A 14206-nucleotide genomic window follows, 5' to 3' on the forward strand; every position below is an offset into this window, starting at 1 on the left:
GAACAGGTTTCCGCCCTTTTGCCCAGATAGTTGCAAAGCACAACTGTACCCAATTCTGGAGAAACTGCTGCTATGCTGACAAATATCATCGGTGGGTCATCCTCCTACCAACAAAGCAACAAACCCGCCAAGGCGGAGAAGGCCGAAAAGCCGGAAAAGGCCGAGAAGAGCAACAACAGCTCGTCACAGGCGCAAACGAAACCCGCCAGTGAGGGGCCGACCACGCAAAACAGCGCGGCGGCACAGGAGGCCTCCAAACCCCAAGCCGTGCAAGCGCCTGCCAAGACCGAAACGGTGCAAGCCGTGGCGCAGGCCAAGCCGGTTGAGACGGCCCCGAAGGCCAGCACCGCCGATGACGCGGCCTTTGCCCGCGCCGCAGCACAGCGCAGCGTCGACAGCCAGCGCACCCGCGCCCTGCTGGACGCGATCGCGCCGGTGAACAACAGCGCGGTCGAAGCGGCCAAATCCTATGTGAGCAAGGTCGAATCTGCAGCGCCGGAGGCCGAAGCAGGCAAAGCCGCCGCCGCCGCGAAACCCGCGCTCGACAAAGCGGCCTAAGCCGCGTTCAGGGGCAGCGGGCTTTGGGCCCCTGCCCCTGCACTGCCGCCCTTTAGGTCTCGGCCTTCTTTTCCCAGCGACCGCTTTCCTCCGACCAATACTGCGCCGATGCGCCTTCGGATTTCAGCCGCTTCCACAGGCCGCGCGCCTGATCCAGCGCCACGGGATCATGCCCGTCGAACAACACGCAGACCCGTTCGTGCGCGGCCACTTCCGCCGCCGTGACATCGGCCCCATGCACCGTCATCAGACAATCCGCCCGATTGGGGGCGCCATCCTCCAACGTCAACAGCACGGGCTGATCCGCGTCCTGCGGCCCGCCCGCCATGCCATGGGGCAGAAAGCTGTCATCCGCATAGGTCCAAAGCGCCCGATCAAGCGCCTGTAGCCCCGCCCAGTCCGTCCCGCGCAGGGCCACGCGCCAGCCATTGGCGAGCGACTTTTCCAGCAGCATCGTCAGCGTCTCGACCAGAGGTCGCTGGGTCAGGTGATAGAAGTAAGCCGCCCCCATCTGTGGCTCAGCCCTTCTCGAAACGGTCGGCGACGAGACGGTTCAACGCCGCCACGCCCCAGCCTGTCGCGCCCGCAGGGGCAAGCGCGCTTTCCGACTTCAAGGAGGCGACGCCGGCAATATCGAGGTGAATCCAAGGTGTCTCATCCTTGACGAACCGCTTGAGGAACTGCGCTGCGGTGATCGACCCCGCCGGACGCCCGCCGATATTCTTCATATCGGCGATGCGGCTTTTCAGCAGGTCGTCATAGCCCTGCCCCAGCGGCATCCGCCACGCGCCTTCGCCTTCGCTCTCGGCGGCTTTCAGGAAATCGTTGCACAGCCCGTCGTCATTCGAAAAGACCCCGGCGTTCTCATGGCCCAGCCCGATGATGATCGCCCCGGTCAGCGTGGCCAGATCGATCATCGCCGCGGGTTTGAACCGGTCTTGCGCGTACCACATGACATCGCAGAGCACCAAACGCCCCTCGGCGTCGGTGTTGATCACCTCAACCGTGTCGCCCTTCATCGTGGTGATCACATCGCCCGGACGGGTCGCATTGCCCGAGGGCATGTTTTCCACGATGCCCACAAGCCCCACGACATTCGCCTTGGCTTTTCGCAAGGCCAGCGTGCGCATCACGCCCGAAACCACGCCCGCGCCGCCCATGTCCATGGTCATGTCCTCCATGCCAGCCCCGGGTTTGAGGCTGATGCCGCCGGTGTCAAAGACCACGCCCTTGCCGACCAGCGCCAGAGGGGCTGCGTCATCCGCGCCGCCTTCCCACCGCATGACGACCACTTTCGACGGGCTGTCCGACCCTTGGCCGACAGACAAAAGCGTTCGCATTCCGAGCTTTGCGAGCTCTTCCTCATCCAGAACTTCAACTTTCAGGCCCAAGCTCTCCATCTCGGCCAGACGTTCGGCGAAACTGGTGGTGGTCAGGATATTGGCGGGTGCGTTGGTCAGGTCACGGGTCATAAAGGCACCCTCCGCCACGGCCATGAGCGGTGCGGCGGCCTCCTGCGCTTCCTCCGGTTTGGAACACATGACCTCGACCGTGCCCCTGCGCGGCTTGGGCGCGGATTTGTGATCTTCGAAGCCGTAGTCTCGCATTGCCAGACCAAAGGCCACATCGGCCACCCGGCGCGTTGCGGCGGCGAGCATCAGCAGATCGCTGTCGCCCCGGCGCTTGGCCAGCGCGGCCCCGGCTTTGCGCGCTGTCATCACCTCGGCCCGGCGTGGCATGTGGATCACATCCACCGCCTCTGCCGCCATGCCGGCGGGATAGCCCATGCTAAGCATGTCACCGGGTTTCAGCGCGGCGAAACGCTCACTCTCTACCAGCCGCTGCAAAGCGCCTTTGGTCAAGCGGTTCACCCGCCGCGCCCCGGCATCCAGACGGCCCTCAGGCTCCAGAAACAGCGCGATCCGCCCGGAATGCCCCGCGATACGGTCGATGTCGGTCTCGGCGAAGGTGATGGGGGTCAGATCGGTCATGGCATGCCTCATGGTTGATTTTGCCCCAGACCTACCGCGCCGCGCCGCCCATGGCCAGATAGCAGTTTTCCCGCCCCGAGAATTGCTTTAAGATCCGCGCAAAGGCCGTCAGAGCATCTCGGGGGATCAGAGTGGCAAGAATTGACCGCTACATGCTGTCGCAACTTCTGGTTATGTTCGGCTTTTTCGCTTTGGTGCTGGTGGCGCTGTTTTGGATCAACCGCGCGGTTGTCCTGTTCGACCGTTTGATCGGCGATGGCCAATCCGCACTGGTGTTTTTGGAGTTCACGGCCCTTGGCCTGCCGAAACTCATCGTTACCGTTCTGCCCATCGCGACCTTTGCCGCCTCGGTCTATGTGACCAACCGCATGTCGGGCGAATCCGAGTTGACGGTGCTTCAGGCCGCAGGCTCCGGCCCGTGGCGGCTGGCGCGGCCCGTTTTCGTTTTCGGGCTTTGCGTGGCGGCAATGATGACGGTGCTCAGCCACTTTCTGGTCCCCATGGCGCAGGGGCAGTTGAAACAGCGCGAGGCCGAGATTTCGCGCAACCTCACGGCAAGGCTGCTGACGGAGGGGACTTTTCTGCACCCCTCCGACGATGTCACCTTCTATACCCGCGCCATCGACAATGACGGTGTGCTGCGCGATGTTTTCCTGTCGGATCGGCGCAAGGCCAATGAGGGCGTGATCTACACCGCCGCCGAAGCCTATCTCGCCCGCAACGGGGACAACACGACGCTGATCATGCTCAACGGCATGGCGCAGCGGCTGGACACCGAGACCAACCGTTTGGCCACGGCCAAATTTCGCGACTTTTCCTTCGATATCTCCCCGCTGGTCAGCAGTGAAGACGCGATCGACCTGTCGGTCAGCGCCATGGTCACGCCCGATCTGCTTTGGGATTGGGACGGGGTCGCGGCGGCGACCGACACCTCGCCGGGCGTGGTGGCCGAAGAGCTGCATGGCCGCTTCGCGCAGCCGCTGTTCTGCCTTGTTGCCGCGATGATCGGTTTCGCCACTTTGATCCTCGGCGGGTTTTCCCGCTTTGGCGTCTGGCGCGAGGCAGTGATCGCTTTTGGCCTGCTCATCGCCATCGACGGGCTGCGGGGCACGATGGTGGTGCAAATCCGCGAGGCCGCGGCGCTCTGGCCACTGGCCTATCTGCCCTCGCTCATCGGGGCCGTGCTGACGCTGGCGATGCTTTGGCAAGCCGCACATCCGCGCTGGATAAGGCGGCGCCTGCGTGGCAAAAGGGCCGCCACATGATCCTGCATTTCTATTTCGCCCGCCGTTTCTTCATGAGCTTTCTTGTCATCACCGGGGTGCTGGCCGCGCTGGTGATGCTGGTCGATGGTGTGGATCAGGCCCGGCGTTTCGCCGATGACGATGTAGGCTGGGATCAGGTGCTGGGCATGACGCTGCTGCATATGCCCCAGACCATCAACATGATCCTGCCGCTGATCATGATCCTTGCCACGGTGGCGCTTTTCATCGGCCTTGCCCGATCCTCAGAACTGGTGGTGACCCGCGCCGCCGGCCGCTCGGCCCTGCGCGCGCTGGTGGCCCCGGTGGTGGTGGCCTTGATCATCGGCACGCTGGCGGTGGCCATGCTGAACCCCATCGTCGCAGCGACCAGTGAGCGGGCCGAGCAATTGACCCAAGAGTATCGCTCCAATGGCCGCGCGGCGCTTTCGGTCAGTGACGAGGGGCTGTGGCTGCGGCAAGGCACGGAGGAAGGCCAATCGGTTATCCGCGCCTGGCGTACCAATGCCGATGCCTCCGTTCTCTATAACGTCACGATCATCAGCTATGATGCCGAGAAGGGGCCGATCCGCCGCATCGAAGCCGATAGCGCAGAGCTTCGCGGCGGCGACTGGGAATTGACCGGCGCCAAGATTTGGCCGCTGGAGGCCGGGGTGAACGCCGAAGGCGCGGCAAAGGTGCATGAGAGGCTGACCATCCCCTCTTCGCTCACCGTCGAGCGTATCCGCGAGAGCATTGGCCGGGTGGCTGCCGTCTCGATCTATGAGTTGCCCGAGTTCATCCGCCAGTTGGAACAGGCGGGGTTCAGCACCCGCCAGCATGAGGTCTGGTTGCAAGCCGAACTGGCGCGGCCCTTCTTTCTGGTGGCCATGGTTCTGGTTGCGAGCGCATTCACCATGCGCCATACCCGCTTTGGGGGGACCGGCGTCGCTGTGCTGGCCTCGATTTTGCTGGGGTTCGGTTTGTATTTCATTCGCAGTTTCGCACAAATCCTTGGCGAGAATGGCCAGATCCCGGTGACTCTTGCCGCTTGGGCGCCGCCCGTGGCGGCGATCTTTCTGGCGCTAGGCCTGCTACTGCATGCGGAGGACGGCTGACATGCGCGCGGCCCTTGTTGGACTTGCCCTTTCATTCGCGCCTCTGAGCCTTGCCGCCCAGACCGCCCCTTTGGGCGACCGTCCCGCCGTTCTGGTGGCCGATCAGGTCTTCATTACCCGTGATAAGGTATTGGTCGCGCAGGGCAATGTCGAAGCCTTTCAAGGGGAGACGCGGCTGCGCGCCACGGCGATCCGCTATGATCAGGCCACCGGCGCGCTTAGCATCGAAGGGCCGATCGTGCTGTCGGAGGGTGAGGATACAACCATCCTTGCCGATGCGGCCTCACTCGATGCGGGCTTGCAGTCCGGGCTCTTGCGGGGCGCGCGGATGATCCTTGAACAGCAGTTGCAGCTTGCCGCCGTGCAGATCAATCGCGTCGAAGGGCGCTATAGCCAACTTTACAAAGCCGCCGTAACCTCTTGCAAAGTTTGCGAAGATGGCGAAACGCCGCTCTGGCAAATCCGCGCGAAACGGGTGGTGCATGACCAAGTGGCGCAGCAGCTTTACTTTGACGAGGCGCAGTTCCGCATCAAGAACGTGCCCATCGCCTATCTGCCCCGCCTACGGCTGCCCGACCCGACGTTGGACCGCGCGACGGGCTTTCTCGCCCCCACGGTCCGCTCAACCTCGCAATTGGGCGTGGGGCTGAAACTGCCCTATTTCATCAAGATCGGCGATCACCGCGATCTGACCTTGACCCCCTATCTCTCCGCCGAAACCCGCACGCTTGAGTTCCGCTACCGTCAGGCTTTCGTTTCGGGTCGGATCGAGTTCGAGGGGGCGATCACCGATGATGAGTTGGACCCCGGCGACACCCGTGGCTACCTCTTTGGTACCGGCAGTTTCGATCTGCGGCGCGATTACAAACTGTATTTCGATATCGAAACCACGAGCGACAGATCCTATCTCAGCGACTATGGCTATTCGGGCAAGGACCGTCTGACCAGTGAGTTGACCGTCAGCCGTGCGCGGCGCGATGAATATATGCGGGCGAGCCTGCTGAACTACCAATCTCTGCGCGATGGCGAGGACAATGATCTGCTGCCCAATCTGGTTTTGGATGGCGAGTTTGAGCGGCGTTATTTCCCGACCTCTCTGGGCGGCGAACTTCGCCTGACGCTTGAGGCCCATAGCCACCGGCGTGCGTCGGACCTCAGTTCTGATGGCAATGGGGATGGCGAAGCCGATGGGCGCGACGTGTCGCGGCTCAACGGGGAGGCCGCTTGGCTGCGGCGCTTCACCTTCGGCAACGGTCTGGTGACCGATGTCGAGGCCGGGGCGAGCTTTGGCCTGTTCAACATCGCGCAGGATGCCGTCTTTGACGGGCGCTACTCCGACCTCGTGCCCCATGCCGCCGTGACCATGCGCTACCCCATGCAGCGCCGCGAGGCCGCGGGTGTGGTGCAACAGATTGAACCGCTTGTGCAATTGGGCTGGACCGGCGGTGATCGGCTCGACATTCCGAATGAGGAAAGCACGCTGGTGGAATATGACGAGGGCAATCTCTTGGCGCTCAGCCGCTTCCCCCGGCCCGACCGGCGCGAACGGGGTGCTGTGGCGGCCATCGGGGTGAATTGGGCGCGGATTGATCCCAACGGCATGGATGCCAGCCTGTCTTTCGGTCAGGTGATCCGGGCCGATGCGGATGATGCCTTTAGCTTTAGCTCTGGCCTGCAGGGCACCTATTCCGATTTCCTGCTGGCCGGACAATTGCGCAGCGACAACGGTTTGGCACTCATCGGGCGCGGGCTGGTCGATGATGACTTCGAGGTCGCCAAGGCCGAGCTGCGCGGGGTCTGGGATTTCAAGCGCGGGCAGATCTCTGGCAGCTATGTTTGGCTACACGAAGATGCCGCCGAGGACCGCAATGAAAACGTGTCGGAGATCACCTTCGACGGCAGCTATTCGATCAACAGCCAATGGCAGGCCTCCGCCGAATGGCGTTTCGACCTTGCCGATGAACGCGCGGCGACGGCGGGTCTTGGCCTGAGCTACAACAATGAATGCGTGCAGGTCGACCTTTCCGTGAACCGCAGCTATTCATCCTCAACAAGTGTTGAGCCCTCAACGGATATCGGTTTTAACATCGGCCTCAGGGGCTTTGCCGCAAACACCGGAACAGAAAGATACGTACGCTCATGTGGGAAGTAACGAAACAGACCGTCCGCGCCGGGATCCGTGGGACTGCGGCACTCGCCCTTGCTCTGGTCATCGGCCAATCCGTAGCGGCGCAGAACCTCTTTGCGCCCGTGGCGCGTGTCAATGACGAGGTGATCACCGGCTACGAAGTGCAGCAGCGCCAGCGTTTCATGCAGCTGATCGGCGCGCCCGGGGCCGATACCGACAGCGTGATCGACAGTCTGATCGACGACCGCCTGCGTGGGCAGATCCTTGATCAAGCCGGGCTCGAAGTCACCCCTGAGGGCATTCAATCGGGCATGGCGGAATTTGCCAGCCGCGCGGATCTGACGACCGAGGAGTTTCTGAAAGTCCTAGGGCAAGCGCAGATTTCCGAAGAGACCTTTCGCGATTTCATCGTGATCAGCGCCGCCTGGCGTGACCTTATTCGAGCGCGCTACAATGGCCGGGTCAACATCACCGACGAAGAGGTCGACCGCGCGCTTGGCAGCAGCCGGGGCAACAACGGTCTGCGTGTGCTGTTGTCGGAGATCATCATCCCCGCCCCGCCGCAGAATGCCGATCAGGTGAACGCGCTGGCCGAACGCATTTCGGAAAGCCGCACTGAGGCCGAATTCTCGTCCTATGCCAGCAAATACTCCGCCACCGCCTCGCGCGGGCGCGGGGGCCGGATGCCTTGGACACCGCTCGAAAAACTGCCTGCCAGCCTGCGGCCTATCCTCTTGGCCCTTGCCCCGGGTGAGGTGACGGCGCCGCTGCCGATCCCCAATGCCGTGGCCCTGTTCCAACTGCGCGGCATCGAAGAGACCGGCAAGCCGAGCGTCGAGTATTCCGAGATCGACTATGCCGCCTATTACATCCCCGGTGGCCGTTCCGAAGCTGCCCTGTCGCGCGCAGCACAGCTGCGCGGTCAGGTGGATCAATGTGACGACCTCTATGGCGTGGCCAAGGGCCAGCCCGCCAACGTGCTGGACCGCGGCACCAAGGCCCCGGCGGAGATACCTCAGGACGTGGCCATTGAACTGGCGAAACTCGATCCCGGCGAAGTCTCCACCGCGCTGACCCGTGCCAATGGTGAGACTTTGGTTTTCCTGATGCTTTGCAACCGCACCACGGCGGCCAATGCCGATGCGAACCGCGAGGCGGTGGTCAGTTCGATCCGGCAGCGCAAGCTTGAAGGCTATGCCACACAGCTGTTGGAACAGGCCCGCGCCGAAGCCCGTATCACCCGCCAATGAGCCGCCCGTCCCGGCCGGTGGCCATCACCTGCGGTGAACCCGCCGGCATCGGCCCCGAGATCGCCGCCCGCGCTTGGGCGGCGGTTTCGAATGATATCCCGATGGTCTGGATCGGCGACCCCCGCCATCTGCCGCAGCATGTCTCACATCGCATAATCGACAGCCCGGATGAGGTGAGCGCGCCCAGTGCAGATGCGCTCCCCGTGCTGCCCCATCCCTTCGACAGCATTGCCCTGCCCGGCGTGCCGCAGCCCGGCCATGCGCAGGGGGTGATCGACGTGATCGCCCGCGCGGTCGATCTGGTGCAGGCGGGCGCGGCCTGCGGCGTCTGCACCGCGCCGATCCACAAAAAGGCGCTGCAAGACGGGGCCGGTTTTGCCTATCCGGGCCATACCGAATACCTCGCAGCCCTTGCAGGCGTCGATGACGTTGTGATGATGCTCGCCTCCGACCAATTGCGCGTCGTGCCCGCCACGATCCATATCGCGCTGGATCAGGTGCCGCAGGCGCTGTCCCCGGCAGGCCTGCGCCGCACGATTGAGATCACCGCGCAGGAATTGCAGAGCCGCTTCGGCATCCCCCGCCCCCGCATCGCCGTCGCCGGGCTGAACCCCCATGCGGGCGAAGGCGGCAGCATGGGCCGGCAAGAGATCGACTGGATCGCGCCGCTGATCCTTGAAATGCAGGGCGAAGGCTTTGCGCTGACCGGGCCGCTGCCTGCCGATACGATGTTCCACGCCCGCGCCCGCGAGGGCTATGACGCGGCGGTGGCAATGTATCACGACCAAGCGCTGATCCCGATCAAGACCTTGGATTTCGACCGGGGCGTGAATGTGACGCTGGGGCTGCCCTTCGTACGTACCTCGCCCGATCACGGCACCGCCTTTGACATTGCGGGCCAAGGGCGCGCCAACCCGACCAGCATGATCGAAGCGATCAAATTGGCATGGCAGATGGGCCATAAGACATGAGTGCAATCGACAATCTCCCGCCGCTGCGCGAGGTGATCAACACCCACGAGTTGGCCGCGCGGAAATCGCTGGGCCAGAACTTCCTGCTGGATTTGAACCTCACGGCCAAGATCGCGCGACAGGCCGGGGATATGGCCGATTGCGACGTGTTGGAGATCGGCCCCGGCCCCGGCGGCCTGACGCGCGGGCTGCTGGCCGAAGGCGCGCGGCACGTGCTGGCGATCGAGAAGGACCGCCGCTGCCTGCCCGCGCTGGCCGAGGTGGCGAGACATTACCCCGGTCGCCTGACCGTAATCGAAGGCGACGCGCTTGAGATCGACCCGCTGAGCCATCTGACCCCGCCCATCCGCGTGGCTGCCAACCTGCCCTATAACGTCGGGACCGAACTCTTGGTCCGCTGGCTCACCCCGCCCGAATGGCCACCGTTTTGGCAAAGCCTCACGCTGATGTTCCAGCGCGAGGTGGCGGAGCGGATCGTGGCGCAGCCCGGCTCCAAAGCCTATGGGCGGCTGGCCGTGCTGGCGCAGTGGCGCAGCGATGCGCGGATCGTGATGCAATTGCCGCCGGGCGCCTTCACCCCGCCGCCCAAGGTCTCGTCGAGCGTGGTGCATCTGACCGCCCTGCCCGAGCCGCGCTTCCCCGCCGATCCTAAGGTGCTGAGCCATGTGGTCGCGATGGCCTTCAATCAGCGGCGCAAGATGCTGCGCTCGGCGCTGAAAGGCGCCGCGCCGGATATCGAGGACCGTCTGACCGCCGCGGGGCTGAAACCCACCGACCGCGCCGAACAGGTGCCGCTTGAGGGGTTCTGCGCCCTCGCCCGCGAGATTGCCAAGGGGTGACCATGTTCTACCGACTATTGCTCGTCTTTGCCCTGTTGCTGGGACTCTCCGCCTGCGCCCTGCCGCGCAACGGCCCACCGCCTATGGGAACGGAGGCCGAGATCGCGGAACTCGCCCGCGCCATCGAAGACCTCTCCCCGCAGGTAAACCCCGAAGAGGCCGCCCGTGCCGCGCGGATCGCTTACCGGCATACCCATGAACTGGCGATCGCCTATCAAATCACCGACCCGCCGCTGATCCATAACGTGAAGGTCAACAACGGCAGCAAGCCACGCGGCCTGTGTTGGCATTGGGCAGAAGATCTGGAGAAACGGCTGAAGGCCGAGGGTTTCGCCACGCTCGACCTGCACCGCGCCATCGCCAATGGCGACTCGCGGATCCTGCTCGATCATTCCACCGCCATCATCTCGGCCGCCGGGGCACCGATGCAGGCGGGGCTTGTCCTCGACCCTTGGCGGCGCGGGGGCGAACTGTTCTGGTCGCCGGTCACCAGCGACCCGCGGTATGACTGGGCGCCGCGCGAAGAGGTGCTGCGGCGCAACGGGCGGATCAGATATGTGCGGGCGGGGATGGAAGGCTAACGCCGCTCCGCGCGCCCGACCCTCACCATTTATGAAAAAGCCCCGCAATTTGCGGGGCTTTTCTTATTCTGCGGCCTTGGCGGTATCGCTATTGCCATCGCCACTGTCCTGCCGTGCCTCTGCCGCTTTCGGCTTGGGCTTGCGGCGCGGGGCGCGTTTCGGCTTGGGCTTGCTCTCAGGCGTGTCGACCAGCGTGCTCTCTTCGCTGTTCGTCTCGGCCTCGGCCTGCTGTTGCGCGGGCTCTTGCTGCTCGGGCTGTTTGTCCGCTTTCGGCTGCTCGCCCTGCGACTGGCCGCCCTGCTGCGCCTCGCGCTCCTGCCGCTCGGCCCGCTCGCGATCCCGCTCGGCCTGACGCTCACGGTTCTGGCGCTCTTGCTCCTCGCGGCGCTGGTCCACTTCGCGCTGTGCCTCGCTCAAAAGGCGCAGGTAGTGTTCGGCGTGCTGCTGAAAGTTCTCGGCGGCCACACGGTCATTGCTCAACTGGGCATCGCGGGCCAGTTGGTTGTATTTCTCGATAACCTGCTGCGGCGTGCCGCGCACCTTGCCCTCGGGGCCGGAGCTGTCAAAAACACGGTTGACGACATTGCCGCCGCCACCTTGCGACGAGCGTTTGCGGTTATTCTTCGACCGGGAGCGTGATCTGGGAGAATTCATGGAATGATGTCAGCCTTGTGTGCTGTGTGTCGTTCACCGGGGGTGCAAAGCACGTCTTGAACCCGGCCTAAGCGATATGTTGGGCATAGTGCCGCGCGGGACCGCCTGTGGCATCCACCGCTGCAACACCCCTGACTAACCATGCCAGAAAGGCTTGGGCAAGAAGAAACTGCCGCTTAGCCCGCCAAATGGCGGTTTTTTCGCGATTTCACGCCGGTTTATCGGCTGAAACGACCCTTGGCCGCCCATCGAGATCATGCGCCAGGGTTACCCGGCCCCAGCCCGCTGCGGCAAAGATTTCCTGCACCGCCTCGCCCTGTTGCCAGCCGATTTCGACCATGACGCGGCCTTGGGGCGTGAGGTAGCCCTGCGCCTCGGCCGCCATGATGCGGTAGATGCTCAGCCCATCTTGGCCGTCGGTCAGCGCCATTTCCGGCTCATGCTGGCGCAATTCGGGGGAGACTTCGGCCATTTCCTCGGCGGCCAGATAGGGCGGGTTCGACAGGATCAGGTCAAACCGCCCCTCAACGGCGCTGAACCAATCGGACTGCCGGATATCGGCGCGGTCGGCCACCCCGTGCTGCACCGCATTGGCGCTGGCCTGAAGACAAGCGGCCTCCGAGAGGTCCACCCCCAACCCCGTCGCCGCTGCCCGTTCGGCCAGCAGGGTGACAAGGATACAGCCCGAGCCGGTGCCGAGGTCCAGAATGCGGGTGAAATCATGACCGAGGGCAAGATCGATCAGGGTCTCCGTCTCGGGTCGCGGGTCCAGCACATCGCGGCTGATCGCAAAGTCGCGGCCATAGAAGGCCCGCCGCCCGATCAATTGCGAGACCGGCACGCGCACGGCGCGCAGGGCGATGAGCTGGTCAAAGCGTTCGGCGACCTCGGGGGCGATTTCCTCGGGCGCGATGAGGGTCACGCGGGCGGCATCGACGGCGGCGGCATGGGCCAGCAACAGTCGCGCGTCCCGCGCCGGATCGGGCACGCCAGCGGCACGCAGCCGTCCGGCGGCGGCGGCCATGGCTTGGGCGGCGGTTTGGGGGCTCACCCCTCCATCTCCGCCAATTGCCGGGCTTGGGCGTCGGCGGTCAGCGCGTCGATGATCTCATCCAGATCGCCCTGCATCACGGCTTCGAGCCGGTATAGCGTCAGGTTGATGCGGTGGTCCGTCATACGCCCTTGGGGGAAATTATAGGTGCGGATCCGCTCGGAGCGGTCGCCGGATCCCACTTGCGCTGCACGGTCGGCAGAGCGCTCGCTGTCCATCCGGCTGCGCTCCATATCATAGAGCCGTGCTTTGAGCACCTGCATCGCCTTGTCGCGGTTGCGGTGCTGGGACTTCTCTGACGAGGTGACGACGATCCCGGTCGGGATGTGGGTGATCCGCACGGCGGAATCGGTGGTGTTGACGTGCTGGCCGCCCGCGCCCGAAGAGCGCATCGTGTCGATCCGCAGGTCATTTGCGCTAATCTCGATATCCACATCTTCGGCCTCGGGCAGCACCGCCACGGTCGCCGCCGAAGTATGGATGCGCCCGCCGCTTTCGGTGGTGGGCACGCGCTGCACCCGGTGCACGCCGCTTTCGAACTTGAGCCGGGCAAAGACGTTCTGCCCGGTGATATGGGCCACGACCTCTTTCACGCCGCCGAGTTCGGTCATCTGGCTTTCGATCAGGTCGAACCCCCAGCCCTGCGCCTCGGCATAGCGTTGATACATGCGCAGCAGGTCGCCTGCGAAAAGCGCTGCCTCATCGCCGCCCGTGCCGGGGCGGATCTCCAGCATGGCGGGTTTCGCGTCTGCCGCGTCGCGCGGCAGAAGTGCCAGTTGCAACCCCTGCTCGACCTCCGGCAGGCGGGCGCGCAGACGGGGCAACTCCTCCCGCGCAAGCTCGGCCATTTCGGGGTCTTTCAGCATCAACTCGGCTTCTTCGAGGTCGCGCTGGAGTTGCCGGTAGAGGTCGATCTGATCGACCACCGGCTTGAGATCGCTGTACTCTTTTGCAAGGGCGGCAAAATCGGCCCCATCGGAGCCCGCAGACATGCTGGCCTCCAGAAACTGGAAACGTTGCGAGATTTGCGCGAGGCGGTGCATCGGGATCATGCGGTTCCTGTCGCCTATGCAAATGCTTTGGTCAAGAGGCGGCTTGTGCTATCATGAGCCATGACACGCATTCTGCCGCTCATCTGCCTAATGGGTCTGGCGGCCCTGCACCCTGCCCTCGCGGATGTCAAAGCGCCGGGCGGCAAGACGATTGATTGCTATTGCACCAACAGCAGCGGCGTTCGGGTGGAATTGGGGGAGACCATTTGCCTGCAAGTAGATGGCCGCATGTTCATGGCGCAGTGCCAGATGTCGCTCAACGTGCCGATGTGGCGCGAAGTGCAGCAGGGCTGCCTGTCATCGCGCCTCGATCTGATCAAGCCATCCGTTGACCCGCTTGGCGTTGACCCCCAGATCTGACCGGCCAAAGCGCGAGCGGCCATAGACTTCGACGTAGCGCGGGTTGTCACCATAGGTGCCGATGGTGGTGAAATCGGGATAGCCCATCAATTTGGTGCGGGTGACATAGGTGACCTGCCCCTCTGCGAGCGTCCCGGCGACGACCTCGGTGCGCGGGGTTTGCTGGATCACCCGGTCAAGCTGGGCCAAGGTCTCGACCCCGTCGCCCTCGGCCGGCGCGCGCCAGATATAGCTGTTGGCGCCTTGGGTCTTGCCCATCTTCTGCCCCTCGGCCTGCATATGCCAACGCGCGGGGTCGATGGGCGCAAGGCGGATATAGGCCACCAAGGCGACGAGGGCGATCACGATGATCCAGAACAGCATTTTAATCACCTTTCAAAGCTCGGCGGACAGGGGCGAAGGAGGTTGCGGC

General features: G+C 64.0%; 15 protein-coding genes. 9 read left to right on the top strand and 6 right to left on the bottom strand.

Annotation, left to right across the window (positions count from 1 at the left end):
* Positions 1 to 72: 72 nt before the first annotated feature.
* Positions 73 to 558, top strand: a complete 486-nt coding sequence (locus ACGYLC_RS07015; protein WP_394422311.1) for a hypothetical protein — start codon at positions 73 to 75, stop codon at positions 556 to 558.
* Positions 559 to 610: 52 nt separating this feature from the next.
* Here the strand turns inward: ACGYLC_RS07015 and ACGYLC_RS07020 are convergent, their stop codons facing one another.
* On the bottom strand, positions 611 to 1069 hold the full coding sequence (locus ACGYLC_RS07020; protein ID WP_394422312.1) for a DNA polymerase III subunit chi: 459 nt from the start codon (positions 1067 to 1069) through the stop codon (positions 611 to 613).
* 7 nt (positions 1070 to 1076) lie between these two features.
* Positions 1077 to 2549, bottom strand: a complete 1473-nt coding sequence (locus ACGYLC_RS07025; protein ID WP_394422313.1) for a leucyl aminopeptidase — start codon at positions 2547 to 2549, stop codon at positions 1077 to 1079.
* 131 nt (positions 2550 to 2680) lie between these two features.
* Between ACGYLC_RS07025 and lptF the strand changes: the two genes are divergently transcribed.
* Genes lptF through ACGYLC_RS07060 form a run of 7 tightly spaced genes read left to right on the top strand, consistent with a single transcriptional unit; the run spans position 2681 to position 10677 of the window.
* Positions 2681 to 3814, top strand: coding sequence for an LPS export ABC transporter permease LptF (gene lptF / locus ACGYLC_RS07030; protein WP_394422314.1), 1134 nt, complete (start codon positions 2681 to 2683; stop codon positions 3812 to 3814).
* Entirely contained in the window at positions 3811 to 4908 is a 1098-nt protein-coding gene (gene lptG / locus ACGYLC_RS07035) for an LPS export ABC transporter permease LptG (protein ID WP_394422315.1), read from the top strand. Before lptF ends, lptG begins: the two co-directional genes overlap by 4 nt.
* A gap of 1 nt (position 4909) precedes the next feature.
* On the top strand, positions 4910 to 7060 hold the full coding sequence (locus ACGYLC_RS07040) for an LPS-assembly protein LptD (protein ID WP_394422316.1): 2151 nt from the start codon (positions 4910 to 4912) through the stop codon (positions 7058 to 7060).
* Positions 7048 to 8286, top strand: coding sequence for a peptidylprolyl isomerase (locus tag ACGYLC_RS07045; RefSeq protein ID WP_394422317.1), 1239 nt, complete (start codon positions 7048 to 7050; stop codon positions 8284 to 8286). The genes ACGYLC_RS07040 and ACGYLC_RS07045 overlap by 13 nt, the downstream gene beginning before the upstream one ends.
* On the top strand, positions 8283 to 9257 hold the full coding sequence (pdxA, locus tag ACGYLC_RS07050) for a 4-hydroxythreonine-4-phosphate dehydrogenase PdxA (RefSeq protein WP_394422318.1): 975 nt from the start codon (positions 8283 to 8285) through the stop codon (positions 9255 to 9257). The genes ACGYLC_RS07045 and pdxA overlap by 4 nt, the downstream gene beginning before the upstream one ends.
* Positions 9254 to 10096: a 16S rRNA (adenine(1518)-N(6)/adenine(1519)-N(6))-dimethyltransferase RsmA gene (gene rsmA / locus ACGYLC_RS07055; protein ID WP_394422319.1), complete on the top strand. Its 843-nt coding sequence runs from the start codon at positions 9254 to 9256 to the stop codon at positions 10094 to 10096. The genes pdxA and rsmA overlap by 4 nt, the downstream gene beginning before the upstream one ends.
* 2 nt (positions 10097 to 10098) lie before the next feature.
* Entirely contained in the window at positions 10099 to 10677 is a 579-nt protein-coding gene (locus tag ACGYLC_RS07060) for a hypothetical protein (RefSeq protein ID WP_394403027.1), read from the top strand.
* A gap of 63 nt (positions 10678 to 10740) precedes the next feature.
* Here the strand turns inward: ACGYLC_RS07060 and ACGYLC_RS07065 are convergent, their stop codons facing one another.
* The 3 genes from ACGYLC_RS07065 to prfA form a co-directional block, all read right to left on the bottom strand.
* On the bottom strand, positions 10741 to 11331 hold the full coding sequence (locus ACGYLC_RS07065) for a DUF4167 domain-containing protein (RefSeq protein WP_394422320.1): 591 nt from the start codon (positions 11329 to 11331) through the stop codon (positions 10741 to 10743).
* A 208-nt stretch (positions 11332 to 11539) separates the two neighbouring features.
* Positions 11540 to 12382 (bottom strand): peptide chain release factor N(5)-glutamine methyltransferase, encoded by an 843-nt coding sequence (gene prmC / locus ACGYLC_RS07070; RefSeq protein ID WP_394422321.1) that lies wholly within the window; start codon positions 12380 to 12382, stop codon positions 11540 to 11542.
* The gene (gene prfA, locus ACGYLC_RS07075; RefSeq protein ID WP_394422322.1) at positions 12379 to 13434 is read right to left on the bottom strand and encodes a peptide chain release factor 1; all 1056 of its coding nucleotides are present in this window, start codon (positions 13432 to 13434) and stop codon (positions 12379 to 12381) included. The genes prmC and prfA overlap by 4 nt, the downstream gene beginning before the upstream one ends.
* Positions 13435 to 13494: 60 nt before the next feature.
* Between prfA and ACGYLC_RS07080 the strand changes: the two genes are divergently transcribed.
* Positions 13495 to 13794: a hypothetical protein gene (locus ACGYLC_RS07080; protein WP_394422323.1), complete on the top strand. Its 300-nt coding sequence runs from the start codon at positions 13495 to 13497 to the stop codon at positions 13792 to 13794.
* Here the strand turns inward: ACGYLC_RS07080 and ACGYLC_RS07085 are convergent.
* Positions 13732 to 14157, bottom strand: a complete 426-nt coding sequence (locus ACGYLC_RS07085) for a DUF1499 domain-containing protein (protein WP_394422324.1) — start codon at positions 14155 to 14157, stop codon at positions 13732 to 13734. The two genes, ACGYLC_RS07080 and ACGYLC_RS07085, sit on opposite strands and share 63 nt — an antisense overlap.
* Between the last annotated feature and the right edge of the window lie 49 nt (positions 14158 to 14206).

This window comes from Sulfitobacter sp. 1A12157, from assembly GCF_043557345.1.
Taxonomy (GTDB): Bacteria; Pseudomonadota; Alphaproteobacteria; order Rhodobacterales; family Rhodobacteraceae; genus Sulfitobacter.

What these genes read in the sequence shown, in the direction of transcription:
- ACGYLC_RS07015 (WP_394422311.1), top strand. Translation starts at nt 73, where the DNA reads ATGCTGACAAATATCATCGGTGGGTCATCCTCCTACCAACAAAGCAAC.
- ACGYLC_RS07020 (WP_394422312.1), bottom strand. Translation starts at nt 1,069, where the DNA reads ATGGGGGCGGCTTACTTCTATCACCTGACCCAGCGACCTCTGGTCGAG.
- ACGYLC_RS07025 (WP_394422313.1), bottom strand. Translation starts at nt 2,549, where the DNA reads ATGACCGATCTGACCCCCATCACCTTCGCCGAGACCGACATCGACCGT.
- lptG (WP_394422315.1), top strand. Translation starts at nt 3,811, where the DNA reads ATGATCCTGCATTTCTATTTCGCCCGCCGTTTCTTCATGAGCTTTCTT.
- ACGYLC_RS07040 (WP_394422316.1), top strand. Translation starts at nt 4,910, where the DNA reads ATGCGCGCGGCCCTTGTTGGACTTGCCCTTTCATTCGCGCCTCTGAGC.
- ACGYLC_RS07045 (WP_394422317.1), top strand. Translation starts at nt 7,048, where the DNA reads ATGTGGGAAGTAACGAAACAGACCGTCCGCGCCGGGATCCGTGGGACT.
- pdxA (WP_394422318.1), top strand. Translation starts at nt 8,283, where the DNA reads ATGAGCCGCCCGTCCCGGCCGGTGGCCATCACCTGCGGTGAACCCGCC.
- rsmA (WP_394422319.1), top strand. Translation starts at nt 9,254, where the DNA reads ATGAGTGCAATCGACAATCTCCCGCCGCTGCGCGAGGTGATCAACACC.
- ACGYLC_RS07060 (WP_394403027.1), top strand. Translation starts at nt 10,099, where the DNA reads ATGTTCTACCGACTATTGCTCGTCTTTGCCCTGTTGCTGGGACTCTCC.
- ACGYLC_RS07065 (WP_394422320.1), bottom strand. Translation starts at nt 11,331, where the DNA reads ATGAATTCTCCCAGATCACGCTCCCGGTCGAAGAATAACCGCAAACGC.
- prfA (WP_394422322.1), bottom strand. Translation starts at nt 13,434, where the DNA reads ATGATCCCGATGCACCGCCTCGCGCAAATCTCGCAACGTTTCCAGTTT.
- ACGYLC_RS07080 (WP_394422323.1), top strand. Translation starts at nt 13,495, where the DNA reads ATGACACGCATTCTGCCGCTCATCTGCCTAATGGGTCTGGCGGCCCTG.
- ACGYLC_RS07085 (WP_394422324.1), bottom strand. Translation starts at nt 14,157, where the DNA reads ATGCTGTTCTGGATCATCGTGATCGCCCTCGTCGCCTTGGTGGCCTAT.